Annotated in this window: 14 protein-coding genes; 8 read left to right on the top strand and 6 right to left on the bottom strand. The window is 68.9% G+C overall.

Annotated features, from left to right (window positions below):
* The first annotated feature begins 39 nt into the window (after nucleotides 1–39).
* The 3 genes from uvrD to AAG092_RS11965 all read left to right on the top strand — a co-directional run bounded on the left by uvrD (nucleotide 40) and on the right by AAG092_RS11965 (nucleotide 4,015).
* Nucleotides 40–2,241, top strand: a complete 2,202-nt coding sequence (uvrD, locus tag AAG092_RS11975; protein ID WP_373386863.1) for a DNA helicase II — start codon at nucleotides 40–42, stop codon at nucleotides 2,239–2,241.
* A gap of 29 nt (nucleotides 2,242–2,270) precedes the next feature.
* On the top strand, nucleotides 2,271–3,362 hold the full coding sequence (locus AAG092_RS11970; protein ID WP_110680642.1) for a TRAP transporter substrate-binding protein: 1,092 nt from the start codon (nucleotides 2,271–2,273) through the stop codon (nucleotides 3,360–3,362).
* Nucleotides 3,363–3,439: 77 nt separating this feature from the next.
* A complete protein-coding gene (locus AAG092_RS11965) occupies nucleotides 3,440–4,015 on the top strand; it encodes a TetR/AcrR family transcriptional regulator (protein WP_373386862.1) in 576 nt (191 codons plus the stop codon).
* Here AAG092_RS11965 and AAG092_RS11960 read toward each other — a convergent pair.
* Nucleotides 4,012–4,650 carry an FMN-binding negative transcriptional regulator gene (locus AAG092_RS11960; RefSeq protein ID WP_373386861.1) on the bottom strand — a complete coding sequence of 213 codons (639 nt, stop codon included), beginning with the start codon at nucleotides 4,648–4,650 and terminating at the stop codon, nucleotides 4,012–4,014. The two genes, AAG092_RS11965 and AAG092_RS11960, sit on opposite strands and share 4 nt — an antisense overlap.
* A gap of 163 nt (nucleotides 4,651–4,813) precedes the next feature.
* Here AAG092_RS11960 and AAG092_RS11955 point away from each other — a divergent pair, with 163 nt between their 5' ends.
* From AAG092_RS11955 to AAG092_RS11940, 4 genes are all read left to right on the top strand, one after another.
* Nucleotides 4,814–5,659, top strand: a complete 846-nt coding sequence (locus tag AAG092_RS11955) for a Tim44 domain-containing protein (RefSeq protein ID WP_373386860.1) — start codon at nucleotides 4,814–4,816, stop codon at nucleotides 5,657–5,659.
* 180 nt (nucleotides 5,660–5,839) lie between these two features.
* Nucleotides 5,840–7,828, top strand: a complete 1,989-nt coding sequence (locus AAG092_RS11950; protein ID WP_373386859.1) for a PhoX family phosphatase — start codon at nucleotides 5,840–5,842, stop codon at nucleotides 7,826–7,828.
* 209 nt (nucleotides 7,829–8,037) lie between these two features.
* A complete protein-coding gene (locus tag AAG092_RS11945; protein WP_373386858.1) occupies nucleotides 8,038–8,445 on the top strand; it encodes an SMI1/KNR4 family protein in 408 nt (135 codons plus the stop codon).
* Nucleotides 8,446–8,513: 68 nt separating this feature from the next.
* Nucleotides 8,514–9,143: a hypothetical protein gene (locus AAG092_RS11940; RefSeq protein WP_373386857.1), complete on the top strand. Its 630-nt coding sequence runs from the start codon at nucleotides 8,514–8,516 to the stop codon at nucleotides 9,141–9,143.
* Nucleotides 9,144–9,158: 15 nt separating this feature from the next.
* Here AAG092_RS11940 and AAG092_RS11935 read toward each other — a convergent pair whose 3' ends face one another.
* From AAG092_RS11935 to AAG092_RS11915, 5 genes are all read right to left on the bottom strand, one after another.
* On the bottom strand, nucleotides 9,159–10,553 hold the full coding sequence (locus AAG092_RS11935; protein WP_373386856.1) for a pectin acetylesterase-family hydrolase: 1,395 nt from the start codon (nucleotides 10,551–10,553) through the stop codon (nucleotides 9,159–9,161).
* 192 nt (nucleotides 10,554–10,745) lie between these two features.
* On the bottom strand, nucleotides 10,746–11,426 hold the full coding sequence (locus AAG092_RS11930) for a sensor histidine kinase KdpD (protein WP_110680635.1): 681 nt from the start codon (nucleotides 11,424–11,426) through the stop codon (nucleotides 10,746–10,748).
* Complete coding sequence (locus tag AAG092_RS11925) at nucleotides 11,423–13,027, bottom strand: response regulator (protein WP_373386855.1); 1,605 nt, start codon at nucleotides 13,025–13,027, stop codon at nucleotides 11,423–11,425. The genes AAG092_RS11930 and AAG092_RS11925 overlap by 4 nt, the downstream gene beginning before the upstream one ends.
* Nucleotides 13,028–13,102: 75 nt before the next feature.
* Nucleotides 13,103–13,765, bottom strand: a complete 663-nt coding sequence (locus AAG092_RS11920) for a GntR family transcriptional regulator (protein ID WP_373386854.1) — start codon at nucleotides 13,763–13,765, stop codon at nucleotides 13,103–13,105.
* 240 nt (nucleotides 13,766–14,005) lie between these two features.
* On the bottom strand, nucleotides 14,006–14,776 hold the full coding sequence (locus AAG092_RS11915) for an SDR family NAD(P)-dependent oxidoreductase (protein WP_373386853.1): 771 nt from the start codon (nucleotides 14,774–14,776) through the stop codon (nucleotides 14,006–14,008).
* A gap of 122 nt (nucleotides 14,777–14,898) precedes the next feature.
* Here AAG092_RS11915 and AAG092_RS11910 point away from each other — a divergent pair, with 122 nt between their 5' ends.
* Nucleotides 14,899–16,290, top strand: a complete 1,392-nt coding sequence (locus AAG092_RS11910) for an aspartate aminotransferase family protein (protein WP_373386852.1) — start codon at nucleotides 14,899–14,901, stop codon at nucleotides 16,288–16,290.
* The last annotated feature ends 105 nt before the right edge of the window (nucleotides 16,291–16,395 follow it).

Here is a 16,395-nt window from a genome sequence, read left to right as displayed (position 1 = left end):
CGGTTTGCCGCCCCCGGACCCCGCCCGTAGAATGCCGCGATGCATAAAGATCCCGCCCTTCTCGACCCCGAACTTCTCCTCGCCTCCCTCAACGATGCGCAGTGCCAGGCCGTGGCCGCGCCGCTCGGCCGCCAGCTGGTGCTGGCCGGCGCAGGTTCCGGCAAGACCCGCGTGCTGGTGCACCGCATCGCCTTCCTGATCCAGTTCCTCAACGCCTCGCCCTACTCGATCCTGTCGGTGACCTTCACCAACAAGGCGGCGGCCGAGATGCGCCAGCGCATCGAGCAGATGCTCGGCCAGAGCCCGGCCGGCATGTGGGTTGGCACCTTCCACGGCCTGGCCCACCGCATCCTGCGCGCGCACTGGCAGGAAGCCGGGCTCAGCGAGAACTTCCAGATCCTCGACTCCGACGACCAGCAGCGCCTGGTGAAAAGGGTGATCCGCGAACTGGGCCTGGACGAACAGCGCTGGCCGGCCAAGCAGGCCCAGTGGTTCATCAACGGGCAGAAGGACGAGGGCCTGCGGCCGAAAAATATCCAGCCCGGCGGCGACCTGTTCCTCGCCACCATGCTGAAGATCTACCAGGCCTATGAAGAGGCCTGCGCGCGCACCGGGGTGATCGACTTCGCCGAGCTGCTGCTGCGCGCGCTGGACCTGTGGCGCGACAAACCCGACCTGCTGGCGCACTACCAGAAGCGCTTCCGCCACATCCTGGTCGACGAGTTCCAGGACACCAACGCCGTGCAGTACGCCTGGCTGCGCCTGCTGGCCAAGGGTGGCGAGAGCCTGATGGTGGTGGGCGACGACGACCAGTCGATCTATGGCTGGCGTGGCGCCAAGATCGAGAACATCCAGCAGTTCAGTAGTGACTTCCCCGACACCCAGCTGATCCGCCTGGAGCAGAACTACCGCTCCACCGCCGGCATCCTCAAGGCCGCCAACGCGCTGATCGCCAACAACAACGGGCGCCTCGGCAAGGAGCTGTGGACCGACGGCAGCGACGGCGAGCCGATCAGTCTGTACGCCGCCTTCAACGAGCACGACGAGGCCCGCTACGTGGTCGAGTCGATCGAAGCGGCGCTGCGCAAGGACGGTCTCAAGCGCAGCGAGATCGCCATCCTCTACCGCTCCAATGCCCAGTCGCGGGTACTGGAAGAGGCCCTGCTGCGCGAGAAGATTCCCTACCGCATCTACGGCGGCCAGCGCTTCTTCGAGCGCGCCGAGATCAAGAACGCGGTGGCCTACCTGCGCCTGCTCGACGGCCGCCACAACGACGCCGCGCTGGAGCGGGTGATCAACGTGCCGACCCGTGGCGTCGGCGAGAAGACCGTCGAGGCCATCCGCGAGCACGCCCGCCACAGCGACCTGTCGATGTGGGCGGCAATGCAGCAGCTGATCGCGGGCAAGGCCCTGCCCGGCCGCGCCGCCGGAGCGCTGAGCGGCTTCATCGAGCTGATCGAAAACCTCGCCGCCAAGGTGCTGGACATGCCGCTGCACCTGATGACCCAGACCGTCATCGAGCAGAGCGGGCTGCTGGCCTGGCACCAGGCCGAGAAGGGCGAGAAGGCCCAGGCGCGGGTGGAGAACCTCGAGGAACTGGTCAGCGCCGCGCGCAACTTCGAGAACGAGGAAGAGGAGATGAGCCCGCTGGCAGCCTTCCTCACCCACGCCTCGCTGGAGGCCGGCGACACCCAGGCCGAGGAACACGAGGACTGCGTGCAGCTGATGACCCTGCACAGCGCCAAGGGCCTGGAGTTCCCCCTGGTGTTCCTGGTCGGCATGGAAGAGGGCCTGTTCCCGCACAAGATGAGCCTGGAAGAGCCTGGCCGCCTCGAGGAAGAGCGCCGTCTGGCCTATGTCGGCGTGACCCGCGCCATGCAGCAGCTGGTGCTGACCTACGCCGAGACCCGCCGCCTGTACGGCAACGAGACCTACAACAAGGTCTCGCGCTTCGTCCGCGAGATCCCGCCAGCGCTGATCCAGGAAGTGCGCCTGAGCAACAGCGTCAGCCGCCCCTACGCGGCGCCGAGCCGGAGCATGAGCGGTGGCTCGATGTTCGCAGGCAGCCAGGTGCCGGAAACCCCCTTCAGCCTCGGTCAGCCGGTGCGCCATGCGCTGTTCGGCGAAGGCGTGATCCTCAACTTCGAGGGCAGCGGCGCCCAGGCCCGCGTGCAGGTCAACTTCGCCAGCGAAGGCAGCAAGTGGCTGATGCTGGCGTACGCCAAGCTGGAAGCGATCTGATTCAGACAGACCTACAACAAGGAGCCCCCATGATCCGCCGCCCCCTGATGCTGCTCGCCGGCATCCTCGCCGCCCTCGGCCTGGCCGCCTGCAAGGACGAGAACCAGACCGCCGCCACGCCAGCCGCCGCCCCGGCGCAGAGCTTCCAGTGGAAGATGGTCACCGCCTGGCCGAAGAACTATCCGGGCCTGGGCACCGCGGCCAACCGCTTCGCCGAGCGGGTCGCGGCGATGAGCGGCGGGCGCCTGCAGATCAAGGTGTATGCCGCCGGCGAGCTGGTGCCGGCGCTGGAGGTGTTCGACGCGGTATCCCAGGGCACCGCCGAGCTGGGCCACGGCGCCGCCTACTACTGGAAGGGCAAGGTGCCGGCCGCGCAGTTCTTCACCGCCGTGCCCTTCGGCCTGTCCGCTTCGGAGATGAACGCCTGGCTCAGCCACGGCGGCGGCCAGGCCCTGTGGGCCGAGGCCTACGCACCGTTCGGCGTGAAGCCGCTGACCGTGGGCAACACCGGCATGCAGATGGGTGGCTGGTTCAACAAGGAGATCGCCTCGCTGGACGACCTCAAGGGTCTGAAGATCCGCATGCCCGGCCTCGGCGGCGAGGTGCTCAGCCGGCTCGGCGCCACCACCGTTAACCTGCCCGGCGGCGAGGTGTTCACCGCCCTGCAGACCGGCGCCATCGACGCCACCGACTGGGTCAGCCCCTACAACGACCTGGCCTTCGGCCTGCACAAGGCGGCCAAGTACTACTACTACCCGGCCTGGCAGGAGCCGCAGGCGGCACTGGAGCTGCTGGTCAACCAGAAGGCCCTGGACAGCCTGCCGGACGACCTCGAGGCAATAGTCGAGGAAGCCGCCCGCGCCGCCAACCAGGACATGCAGGACGACTACGTGTTCAACAACGCCCGCGCCCTGGAAGAGCTCAAGCAGCAGGGCACCGAGCTCAAGCGCCTGCCCGACGAGGTGCTGGCCGCCCTGCGCCAGCAATCCGCCCTGGTGCTCGGCGAGCTGGCCGCGCAGAACGAGCTGAACGGGCGCATCTGGGCCTCCATGCAGGCCTTCCAGGCCCAGGTGGCGCCGCTGCACGAGGTGACCGAGAAAGAACTGTTCAACTGGCGCTGATGCCAGGGCAGGCCGCCCGTCAGACCGCCGCGTCTGTCGGGCCGGACTGACCATACTGTCGGACGGAGGTAGCCGCCATGCCCCGTTCGAGCCCTTCCGCCGCGCAGATCCTCGACTGCGCCCTCGACCTGGCCGAGCACTGCGGCTGGGAAGCCCTGCACCTGCACCAGGTCGCCGCCGCGCTGGGCTGCGATCTGGTCGCCATCGCCAAGCACTACCGGCAGAAGGACGACCTGGTCGAGGCCTGGTTCGACCGCGCCGACCAGGCCCTGCTGGCCCGCGCCAAGGGCGCCGACCTGGCCGCGCTGAGCGCCGAGAAACGCCTGGAGGAGCTGCTGCTGGCCTGGCTGGCGGCGCTCGCCGGGCACCGCGCGCTGACCGGGCAGATGCTGCTGTACAAGCTGGAGCCCGGCCATGTCCACCTGCAGGTCGGCGGCCTGCTGCGCATCAGCCGCACCGTGCAGTGGTGGCGCGAGGCGGCCGGCCGGCAGAGCCTGCACCTGGCGCGCATCGCCGAGGAAAGCCTGCTCACCGCCGCCTACCTGCGCACCTTCGTGCACTGGCTGCGCCAGCCCCGGGGGGACGAGGCCGACCTGCGCGCCCTGCTGCGCCGCCAGCTGCGAGGCCCGGCGCTGGGCTGGCTGCTCAGCTAGGCGCCGCGCAGCAGGGCCATCTCCTGCGCCAGCTGGCGCTCGACCTGCAACGGCGAGGCCGCCAGTCCCGCGTGCACCCCGGCGAAATCGGCGGCGTCCTTGTTCTGGCTGAGCTTGGCCTTGCCCTCCAGCCGGGCGATGGGCAGGGCGAAGCCGACGATGGCGCGCAGCATGGCCTCGATGTACTCGGCCGGCGCCTCGCTCACCGCCCAGGGTCGCTCGCGGCCCTGTTCGTGCCTGTCGCTGAGGGCGCTGACCAGCGCCAGCAGGCGCTCGCGCGCGTCGAACACCTCGGCACGGCCATAGGCGTGCACGGCCTGGTAGTTCCAGGTCGGCACCACCTTGCCGTGCTCGGCCTTGGACGGATAGAAGCTCGGGCTGACATAGGCCTCGGCGCCCTGGAACACCACCAGCACCTCGGCACCGGCCTGCAGCTCGCGCCACTGCGGGTTGGCCCGGGCGAAGTGGCCGTACAGGGTGCCGAACTCGCCCTCGTCCGGCGCCAGCAGCAACGGCAGGTGGCTGGCCTGCAGCCCCTGCGCACCCTGGGTGACCAGCACGGCCAGGCGGCTGTGCTCGATCAGGCCGTGCAGCTGGCCCAGCTCGGTGGTGGCGAATGCCTTGGGAATGTACATGGCGCACCTCGCGTGCCTGTGGCGAAAACCCCGGTGTACCGGATGCCCGGCGCGGCGAACAGACACAGTTGTACATAAATCCGGAAACATTCTGCGGCTGGCCAGCCACCCGGGACTGCGGCAGCATGACGCGCGAACCACAACCTCAGCGGGATCACCCCACATGCAGCGTTTTCTCAGCATCGCCCTGGCCCTGTGCCTGGGCCTGACCCTCAGCCTCGACGCCAGCGCCAAGCGCATGGGCGGCGGCAAGTCCTTCGGCTCCGCGCCGACCCACCAGACCCGCCAGGCCGACGCCCCCAGCGCCAGCCAGCCGGCCGCCACCAGTGGCGCCGCGGCCACCGCCGGGCGTGCCGCCCCGGCAGCCAGCGGTGCTTCGCGCTGGCTCGGCCCGCTGGCCGGCATCGCCGCCGGCGGCCTGCTCGCCGCCATGTTCATGGGTGACGGCTTCGAGGGCATCCAGCTGCTCGACATCCTGCTCCTCGGCCTGATCGCATTCGTCATCTTCCGCCTGTTCGCCGCCCGCCGTCAGGCCCAGGGCCAGCCGGCGATGGCCGGCGGCATGCAGCGCCAGATGCCGCAGCAGCCGATCTTCGGCGGTAGCGCGCCGGTCGCCGCCCGCCCGGCCTTCAACGCCCCGGCCTGGTTCGACGAGCAGCGCTTCGTCAGCGCCGGCCGCGAGCACTTCCTGGCCCTGCAGCAGCACTGGGACGCCGGCGACATGGACAAGATCGCCGAGTTCGTCACCCCGCAGATGCTCAGCTTCCTCAAGGAAGAGCGCGCCAGCCTGGGCGACGGCTACCAGTCCACCTACATCGACGCCCTCGAGGTACAGCTGGACGGCATCGACGAACTGGCCGACAAGACCGTCGCCACCCTGACCTTCCGCGGCCTGGCCAAGACCTCGCGCTTCGACCAGGGCGAGCCCTTCAGCGAGAGCTGGCGCATGGAGCGGGTCAACGGCGACGACCAGCCCTGGCTGGTGGCCGGCATCCGCCAGAACGGCTGATCGCTGCACGCACCACGGAACCCGGGCCTGGCCCGGGTTTTTTCTGCCCGCGTCACAGCGCCGGTAAAACGTTAAGCGGGTCGCAATCCACAGATCCGCCACCTCAGCGTCACAGTCCCGTCTTCTTTGCCCGCTAGCGTCATGGCTCCGTCGCACCTCCTCAGCAGAAGGACCCGAACGATGAGCCTCGATGACCACGACGCCGTGCTCTTTGGCAGCGGCGATGAACGCCCCAGCAACCATTGCGGCAACCTGCACATGAGCGAGCTGATCGACCAGCGCCGCCGGCAGATCCTTGCCGGTGGCGCGGCCGTCGGTGCGCTGGGCTTCCTCGGTGTACTGCCACAGGCGGTCGCGGCCGCCGAACAGGGCGCCAGGCTGCCGTTGGGCAAGCGCAACCGCCTGCCCTTCGACGCCGTGCCGGTGAGCCGCGCCGACGCCATCCAGGTGCCGGCCGGTTACCGTGCCAGCGTCATCCTGCCCTGGGGCACGCCGATCGGCGGGCGCTTCCCGGCCTTCCTCGAGGACGCCAGCAACAGCGCCCAGGACCAGGCCGAGCAGGTCGGCATGCACCACGACGGCATGCACTTCTTCCCCATCGACGGCCGCCACGGTGGCGGGCGCCGTTCCAGCCACGGCCTGCTGGTGTTCAACAACGAGTACATCGACGCGCCGCTGCTGCACCCCAACGGCCCGAGCGTGGTGGACGGCAAGCGCACCTCGGCCGAGGAAGTGCGCAAGGAAATCAACGCCCACGGCGTGACCATCGTCGAGATCCGCCGCGACCGCTTCGGCGACTGGCAGGTGGTGCCCGGCCCCTACAACCGCCGCATCACCGCCGCCACGCCGATGCAGATGGCCGGCCCGGCGCGCGGCCACGCCCTGCTCAGGACCCTACACAGCCCGGACGGCACCGCCACCCGCGGTACGCAGAACAACTGCGCCCACGGCGTGACGCCCTGGGGCACCTACCTGACCTGCGAGGAAAACTGGGCCGGCTACTTCGCCAGCCGCGACGCCGAGCTGCCGCGCGAACTGAAGCGCTACGGCCTGCGCAGCAGCAGCCGCTTCGGCTGGGACACCCTGCCCGGCGACGAATTCCAGCGCTTCGACGCCACCCGCAAGGCCGCCGACGCCAGCGGCGACTACCGCAACGAGCCCAACCACTTCGGCTGGATCGTCGAGATCGACCCCTTCGACCCGACCTCCACTCCGATCAAGCACAGCGCCCTCGGCCGCTTCGCCCACGAGGGCCTGATCTTCGCCCCGGTCAGGGCCGGCCGCCCGCTGGTGTGCTACTCCGGCGACGACTCGCAGAACGAGTACATCTACAAGTACGTCAGCCGCGGCAAGTACCTGCCGCTGCTGCGCCAGCCCGGCCGCCTGCTCGACGAGGGCACCCTTTACGTGGCGCGCTTCAATGCCGACGGCACGGGCGACTGGCTGGCCCTGGACCTCAAGGACAAGGCCTTCCAGGCGGCCTGCGCGGCGGCCGGGGTGAGCTTCGCCGACCAGGGTGAGGTGCTGATCAATACCCGCCTGGCCGCCGACATCGTCGGCGCCACCAAGATGGACCGACCCGAGTGGGGCGCGGTCAACCCGGATAACGGCGAAGTCTATTTCACCCTCACCAACAACAGCTCGCGTACCGTCGCCGATGCGGCCAACCCGCGCGCGGCCAACCCCTACGGCCACATCATCCGCTGGCGCGAGGACCGTCGCGACCACGCCGGCAAGCGCTTCAACTGGGACATCTTCCTGCTCGCCGGGCCGCAGGGCGACAGTCGCGGCCCGGATGGCGCGGCGCTCACCGACGCGAGCATCCTGGCCAGCCCGGACGGCCTGTGGTTCGACCCGGACGGCCGCCTGTGGATCCAGACCGACATGAGCGGCAGCCAGCTGGCCAGCGGCCCCTTCGGCCACAACCAGATGCTGGTGGCCGACCCGCGCAGCGGCGAGGTCAAGCGCTTCCTCACCGGCCCGATCGGCGCCGAAGTCACCGGCATCAGCGCCACGCCGGACTTCCGCACCCTGTTCGTCAACATCCAGCACCCGGGCGAAGGCTCCACCGCGACCAACCTGCTCAGCAGCTGGCCGGACGGCCCCGGCCGCCGCCCGCGCTCGGCCACCGTGGTGATCACCCGCGAGGACGGCAAGCGCCTGATGTAAAAGCTGCAATCCCAGTTGCCGAGGTAGACGCGGTTTCCCCCCTCTCCCATTCATGGGAGAGGGGCCGGGGGAGAGGGTAGCCACCCAGCACGACTCGACCTGCGTGGACAGATCGGCACCCGGCCCACTTCCCCTCGCCCGCCACACAGGGTAAAACGCGCCTCCGTTCGGCTACCCTCTAGCCGAACCTCGCTTGCCTGGAGACGCCCGTGGAAGAAGTCATCGATCAGCTGCGCGAACTCAACGAGCCGGTGCCGGTGCCACTGGAGCTGCCGGACGAGGAGACCCTGGTGGAGATCCAGGAGCAGATCCTCATCCACCTGCCCTTCGAGCTGCGCGAATACCTGCTCAAGGTCAGCGACGTGGTCTACGGCCGCCTGGAGCCGGTTACCGCCAGCGACCCGCACTCGCACACCTACCTGCCGGAAGTCGCCTCGGTGGCCTGGGACCGCGGCCTGCCGCGCGACCTGGTGCCGCTGTGCCAGGACGGCCGCGACTACTACGCGGTGGACGTGGAAGGCACCGTCTGGCTGTGGGACGGCAGCACGGGCGAACTGACCGACGAGAGCTGGGACTCGGTCTGGCACTGGTGCCGCGACGTCTGGCTGGAAAGCTGAGGCGCCGCTGGCGGCTGGCCGGGCACTGGGCTTAACTGGCAGCCAGTGCCTCCCGGAGCCCCACATCCATGAGCAGGATTCCTCGCTGGCTGCCCCTGACCACCCTCGCCGGCCTGGCCATCGGTGCCGGCCTGTGGCTGGGCCTGGCGGCCTCACAGGACACCCCCGCGCCGGCCGCGCCGAGCGCTGCCCCGCCCGCGCCTGCCGATGCTGACGCACTGGCCGACGGCGCGCGGCGTGAGGCCCTGCTGCACAGCCCCGCCGTGCGCGACTACCAGGCCCGCCTGGGCTTCGCCAGCGACTACCGGAGCTTCATCGAAGACGCCGCGAGCCTGGACGAGGAGGAGCGCCGGCGCCAGGCCGAGGCCCTGGCCCGGGAGATCGACCGGCGCGAGGCGGCCGGCGAGCTGGCACTGAGCGAGGCGCTGCTGCTGCAGGTCGGCCTGGCCCAGGCCGAGGGCGGCGACAAGGCAACGCAGAAGGCCCGCGCCGATGTGCTGGTGGCCCGCTACCAGGCGCTAAGCGCGACGCGCGAGGCGCAGGCCAAGGCCCCCGATGCGCGCCACACCCGCTACAAGGCCGAGGAGCAGCGAATCGTCGAGGAGGTGCTGGCCCTGGACAGCATCCCCGAGGGCCTGAGCCGCGACCAGTACCTGCGCCAGCGCCTGCAGGAGGCCCGGGAGCAGGCCTACCAGTAGGGCGCCGCGCGCTCCTCAGAGCAGCTGGTCGAGTACGTAGTACAGCAGGTTGAACGGCTTGGCCTTGTCCGCCGCATCGCTGCTTTCCGAGGCCGAGAGCACCGCGCCGCTGCCATCCAGCAGGTTGTTGACGAAGTGGTCGAGCTCCAGGCTCTGCTCCTGGATGTCCGAGTTGGGGAACTCGATGATGCTGGTGCAGTGGCTCTCGTTGACCGCCCGGTACTGCGGGAAGTAGCCGCCGAAGTTATCCAGGTTGGCCAGCTGGTCGCGCAGGCGGCCGGTGTCCACGTCCCACTTGGCGTGGATCAGCGCCTCCCTGGTGGCGGCATCCGGGGCGGCGATGATGTCCGGGTGGAAGCGCTCGTAGGAATAGGACGAGTAGTTGAGGTCCTCCCAGAAGTGCGTGTGGCCCAGACGATCGCCCGGCAGGTTGCTCGACAGTGCACGGTAGAGGCTGCCCAGGTCGCCGCTGTCGAGCCCCGGCAGGCGGCTCTGCAGGAAGGGCAGCGGCCCTGCATCGAGCCCCCAGACGACACGGATGTGATCCTGCAGCAGGCGCGAGGGATACTGGCTACTGTCGCTACCGAGCGGCGCGCTGAACACCGGTCCCGAGTCGTTGAGCAGGAAGCCCCGGCTCGGCGCCATGTCCTGGCGGATGCCCACGTAGTTGGTCAGGCTGCCGGCGCCGCCGGCACTGCAGCCGGTGGTGAGCAGCTGCGCCGGGCGCGGCAGGTTGTTCTTCAGCCAGGCCACCACGGCACGGGTGTTGCGCAGACCGTTGTGGTGCCACACCAGCGGCGGCTGCTGGTTCTGCGGGTCTTCATAGATGGCCACCTTGTCGCCGGAGTAGATGTCGCCGGTGCAGTAGGGCACGTAGACCATGTTCCAGTTCTGCGGCTTGGTCCGCGTCCAGGGGTGCAGGCGCACCACCAGCGGGCTGACCAGGCTGGCACCGGGGTTGAGCAGGCTCATGTAGTCGTCGGGAATGCCGTCCGGGTTGCGCGCGCCACGGATACCGCTCTGTCCGCTGCAACTGGCGTAGTCCCAGCAGGCGCCCCCGCCTTCCAGGTAGATGATGGTGTTGGTCGTATTCGGCACACGGTTGACGAAGAACTTGTAGGGTGAGCCGTTGCCGCATACGGCGCCGGTCTGCGGCGCCAGCTGCACGGTCTGCCAGGCGTAGTAGCTGGCCGGCTTGAAGCCGGAGTTGAAGCCGCCTGGGTTGTTCAGCAGCGGATAGGGGCCGCTGGCCTGCTCGGGGGTGACCTGGTTGTCCGCCGGCGGCGGCGCGGTGAGGTTGAGCAGGGTCTTCCAGAAGCTGTAGTCGCCCAGTTCGGCATGCGCAGGCGTGGTGATGAGCAGGGCCGCCGCGGAGACGCAGCAGGCCAGCAGGGCAGATTTCATCGGCATGTCCTCGTCTTGTTGTTCTTGTCGGGGGCACGAGCCACTGCCGGAGACATCCATGCCCGCCAGTGATCCTCGGGGGATGCACGGCACAAGAGGCACGCTAGTACAGGGGGCGGGGAAGGCCAAAGACAGACTTATATCGATTCGGGATAGAACATCGGAGAAAGCAAACCGAGGTGTTTGCCTCTGCCCTCTTCAGGGCAGGTAGATGCGGAACTCGCCGCCGCCCAGCGGCCCGCCGTTGCCCAGTTCGATGCGCCCGCGGCGGCCGTCGCGTTCGTGCAGCTCGGCGATGCGCGCGGCGAAGTACAGGCCCAGGCCGGTGCTGCCGCTGCTCTGGTTGAGGCCGAGCACGTAGTCGCCCTGCTGCTCGACCATTGCCGCCGGATAGCCGGCGCCGTCGTCGTTGATGAACAGCAGCAGTTCGCCATTTTCCTCGCGGGCGCCGATCAGCAGGGCACTGCGCGCATAGCGGATGGAGTTGGCGATGACGTTGCCGACCACCGAACCGACCAGTTCCTGGTCGAAGAAACCCATCAGGTCGAACGCCTCCACCTCGCCGCGGGCGGCGATGCCACGGCTGTCGAGGATTTCCTGGTGGCGCGCCAGCTGGGCACCGATGAAGTCGTCCAGCTCGTGGTACGCCGGGTACAGCGGCAGCTGGTTGACTCCCAGCTTGTACAGGCCGAGCAGCTGCACCAGCATGCCGTTGAGGCGCGCCGCCTCGTACTCGATCACGCCGCGCTCGGGGCTCGCCTGCAATTCGGCCGGCAGCTGCGCCAGCCAGCGCGCCTGGGCCTGGCCGAGCAAGGCCAGGGAGTTCTTCATGTCGTGCACGGTGGAGGCGATGACCGTGGCGAGGTCCAGCCCGCTCATGTGCCGAAGGCCTTGCGCCGCAACTGCTGGTAGCGCTCGTGGCGCGGATCACTGGCCGGGATCATGCGCACTGCGTCGAGGCAGGCCCGGCATTCGGCGAGCAGCTCGGCGCTGGGCGCATCGCCGCCCAGGCGCAGCAGCGATTGCGCGGTGTTGAGGGCGATGCTGATGTTCTTCGGCTGCAGCGCCAGGGCCCGGCGGAACAGCTCCAGGGCGTCGCTGGCGCGGCCCAGCTGGTAGGCGCGCACGCCCTGGCGGTTGAGCTCCACCGCCTCCTTGCCGCCGGAGAGGATGGCCGGGTCGTCGGTCAGCCTGGCGATGCCCTCCATGACCTTGGCATCGTCGCCGTAGATCTCCACGCAGCTCTTCAGCATGGCTGCGCCGGCTTCGGCCTGGCCCAGCTGCTGCAGTTGTCCGGCCACGGCCAGGGCCGCCTCGGCGGAAAGGAATTCGCCGAGGCTGTCGAGCTGCGCCACGGCCTGGGCGGCCAGCTGCGCGGCGCGCGCCGGGTCGCCGGATTTCTGCAGGCTGCTGGCCTGCATCAGGCGCGCACGCACCTGCAGCGCCGGGTCGTCGCCGTACTGGTTGTCCAGCTCGGCCAGGGTCTGGTTGATCTCGGCCAGGGCACGCTTGTCCAGGCTCTCGTCGCCGGCGCCGGCGATCAGCGCCTGGCTCAGCCCCAGGTAGTTCTCCGGGCTCTTCAGGCGCGAGTTGCGGCCCTGCTCGACGGCGCTGCGGTAGGCCTTGGAGGCACCCTGGAAATCCTCGTTGCGCATCGCCAGCTTGCCCAGCTGCATTTGCCGGCGCATGGCCAGCGGCGAGATGCGCACGGCATCCTCCAGCACTTCCTGGGCGCGCCGGGCCTCGCCCTGGGCCTCCAGCACGGCGGCCAGGCCGTCGTACAGGCCGGGCTGCATGGGGAAGGTCTGCAGGGCCTTCTCGAAGACTTCCTTGGCCCGCACCAGGTCGCCGCGCGCCAGCAGCAGATTGCCCAGCGCCTGGCAGGCCCAGGGCACCGCGCGCTCGGCCAGCACGCCGCCGAGCAGGCGCTCCAGTTCATCGACACGGCCCAGCTCGCGCAGGGCGCCGGCCTTGTGCCGCAGGCACAGCGGCACGAGGCGCTTGTCCTGCTGGGCCAGGCGCTCGCAGGCGGCCAGCACCTCGGCCGGGGCCTGCTTGTCGAGGGCCTGCAGCACCGGTTTGAGCAGGGTCTTGCGCTCCACCAGCTTGTCCAGGCGCTGGGCCAGGCTGGCACGGTTGAACGGCTTGGTCAGGTAGGCGTCCGGCTCATGTTCGAGGGCACTGAGGACCATGGCCTGGCTGCTCTCGGCGGTGACCATGACGAAGATGCACTGGTGGCTGATCAGGCGCGCGGCGAGCAGTTCCTCGAGCACCTGCTGGCCGTTCTTGCCGGCCCCCAGGTTGTAGTCGTGGAGGATGATGTCGTAGCGCTTCTGCCGGCACATGGCGATGGCTTCCTCGCCCCGGTTGGCGGTATCCACGTCACGTGCGCCCATCTCACGCAGCATGGCCTTGACCGAGCTGAGGAAGTCGTTGAAGTCGTCGACCACCAGAAAACGCTTGTCGCTGTAGTCCTGCATCGGGCAATCCTTGGTGTCGGAGAAGCGATCGCCTTCAGTGTAAGACAGGAATCGGCGGCGGCGAGCTAGGCATGCTTACCGAGCCGACACCGGCTTCTGCTCCAGCTCCAGCAGGTTGAGAAGGAAGCGCGCGAAGTAGATCAGGTCCTGTTCCATGGCCTGGCGCGCGGCCTTGGCGTCGCCGGCCTCGATGGCGGCGAAGGCCTGCTCGTGAAAATCGTTGAGGCGCAGCGACAGGTCGGCGCCGGTGAACAGGCGGTTGAAGAAGGGACCGATCTGCAGCCACAGCGACTCGATGGAACGCAGCAGCACCGGGTTGCCGCAGGCGCCGTACAGCTGCAGGTGGAAGCGGCTGTTGGCCTCCAGGTAGGCCTGCACCTGGCGCTGCTCGATGGCCAGGTCCATGCGCGCCACGCAGTCGCGCAGCTCGGCCAGGTCGGCGGCCGTGAGGTTGGGCGTGGCCAGCTCGACGGCCAGGCCCTCCAGGCCCAGGCGGACCTGGAAGATGTTCTCGTAGCGCTCGCGGGTCATCGCCGGCACCCGTACCGAGCGCTGTGGCTCGCCCTCCAGGGCGCCCTCGGCGACCAGGCGCTGCAGCGCGGCGCGCACCGGCATCGGGCTGGTGCCCCAGGCGGCGGCCAGGTCGCGGATCTTCAGCCGCTCGCCGGGCTGGAAGCGCCCGGACAGCAGGCCTTCGCGGATACGTTGGTAAAGCTGTTCCTGCAGATTGTCGGCCATGGGTCAGCAGCTCCGTGGCGGCGCGGGCAGCTGGGACAGGGTGAGCAGGCAGTTGCGCATCTGAAGTTCCTCGTTGTTGGCTTCGCGTAGGGTGAGCCGTGCCTAGGCGGTGTGAAAAATAAGCTGGGCGATTCTGCTGGAGGCAGGCTAGGCGCGAAAGTGCCCGAAAAGCGGAGCTGGCCGTAGCCAATCAGCATTTCCGGGCACTGGCACAACAACGCCTGGCCGACGCAGAAACGTTCAGGGCGCCTTGTTCTCGACCAGGCAGTTGCCGCCATCCACCACCAGCACCTCGCCGGTGATGTAGCTGGCCTCGGGCGAGGCGAGGAAGGCCACGGCGGCGGCCACCTCCTCGGGGCGCCCGGCACGGCCGATCGGCGTGTACTCGGCGGCATGCCGCTCCTCGTCGGTGGAAGAGCCGGTGGCGATCCAGCCCGGCGCCACGCTGTTGACCGTGATGCCCTGCCTGGCCACTTCCAGCGCCAGGCCCATGCTCATGCCGAGCATGCCGGCCTTGGCCGCGCTGTAGGCCGCCTCGCCGATGTTGCTGCCGCGGGTGCCGGTGGTCGAGCTGATGTTGACGATGCGTCCGTAGCCGCGCGCCTGCATGCCCGGCAGCACGGCGCGGGTGAGCAGGAAGGCGCTGCCCAGGTTGCGCGCGATGGACAGGTTCCAGGTGGCCAGGTCCATCTGCGCCAGCTCGGCGAAGGGTTCGGGGCTACCCTGCATGGCCATGCCGGCATTGTTCACCAGGATATCCACCCGGCCCCACTGCGCCTCGGCCCAGGCGGCCAGTTCGGCGACCTGCTGCTCGTCGGTGAGGTCGGCCACCCAGGCGCGTGCTTCAATACCTTCCTGGCGCAACTCGGCGGCACGCTGCTCGATGCGCGCGCTGCTGGCGGTCACCAGCACCCGCGCACCCGCCAGCCCCAGGCGCCGCGCGATGGCCATGCCGATGCCCTGTTCGCTGCCGGCGCCGCTGACCAGAGCCACTTGCCCTTTCATGTTCATGGATAAGCCTTTTGTGATCACAAATTCAAGTCGATACTAGATCAAATCGCTAAAAAATGGAGCTATTGCCATTTCTGTGATCACAAAATAGCATGTGCAGAAATTCGAACGAGGTGTTCAACATGACTGCCAGCGGTATCAGCCCCTCCGCCGTGGAAACCTTCGCCGCCCGCGAGCGCGAATTGTTCCTGGCGCGCAACCCAAAATCCGTGGCCCTGGCCGAACGCGCGCGCAACTCGCTGTACGCCGGCGTGCCGATGCACTGGATGGCCGACTGGTCGACGCCCTGCCCGCTGTTCGTCGAGCGCGCCAAGGGTGCGCGCTTCTATGACGTCGACGGCCACGAGTACATCGACTTCTGCCTGGGCGACACCGGCACCATGTTCGGCCACTCGCCGGACCCGATCGCCAAGGCCATCGCCGAACAGGCCAACAACGGCCTGACCACCATGCTGCCCGGCGAGGACGCCGTGGTCTGCGGCGAGCTGCTGGCCGCGCGCTTCGGCCTGCCCTACTGGCAGGTCACCGCCACCGCCACCGACTCCAACCGCTACGTGCTGCGCTGGGCCCGCGCGGTGACCGGGCGCAAGACCCTGCTGGTGTTCGACGGCTGCTACCACGGCACCGTCGACGACGTGATGGTGCGCTGCCGCGACGGCGATACCGTGCACCGCTCCGGCCTGGTCGGCCAGGCCTATGACCTGACCGAATACAGCCGCGCCATTCCGTTCAACGACGTCGAGGCGCTGGAAGCCGCGCTGGCCCAGGGCGACGTCTGCGCCCTGCTGTGCGAGCCGGCCATGACCAATATCGGCATGGTCCTGCCCGACCCGGGCTTCATGCAGAAATGCCGCGAGCTCACGCGCAAGTACGGCAGCCTGCTGATCATCGACGAGACCCACACCATCTCCACCGACATCGGCGGCTGCACCAAGCTGTGGAACCTCGACCCGGACTTCTTCGTGGTCGGCAAGCCGATCGCCGGCGGCGTGCCCTGCGGCATCTTCGGCTGCAGCGCGGAGATGGCCGAGAAGATGCTCGCCTCGCGCAAGAAAGCCCAGGAAGACAGCCATGGCCACGGCCACAGCGGCATGGGCACCACCCTGTCGGCCAACGCCCTGGCCATGCACTGCATGCGCGCCAACCTGGAACAGGTGATGACCCAGGCCGCCTACGACCACATGCTGCCGCTGGCCAAGCGCCTGGCCGACGGCTTCCGCGGCCTGATTGCCAAGCACGACCTGAAGTGGTCGGTGACCGAGCTGGGCGCGCGCAGCGAGTTCCAGTTCTGCCCGGTGTCGCCACGCACCGGTGCCGAGGCCGAGGCCGCCTTCCACGATGAGCTGCAGATGGCCCTGCACCTGTACCTGATCAACCGCGGCATCCTGATCACCCCGTTCCACAACATGACCCTGTGCTGCCCGAGCACCACGGCCGAGGATGTGGACAAGCTGATCAGCATGCTGGACCAGGCCATCACCGAGCTGCTGGCCATTCCCGGCGCGCGGCTTTAACTCCCTCTCCCGTTTACGGGAGAGGGCTGGGGAGAGGGCAACAGCCCCTTCCCTCTCCCCCGGCCCCTCTCCCACTAGTGGGAGAGGGGACCACAGCAAAGGACA

This window comes from Pseudomonas alcaligenes, assembly GCF_041729615.1.
GTDB lineage: Bacteria > Pseudomonadota > Gammaproteobacteria > Pseudomonadales > Pseudomonadaceae > Aquipseudomonas > Aquipseudomonas alcaligenes_B.
Note: the sequence above shows the minus strand (reverse complement) of the source record. Positions and strands in the feature narration are given on the sequence as shown.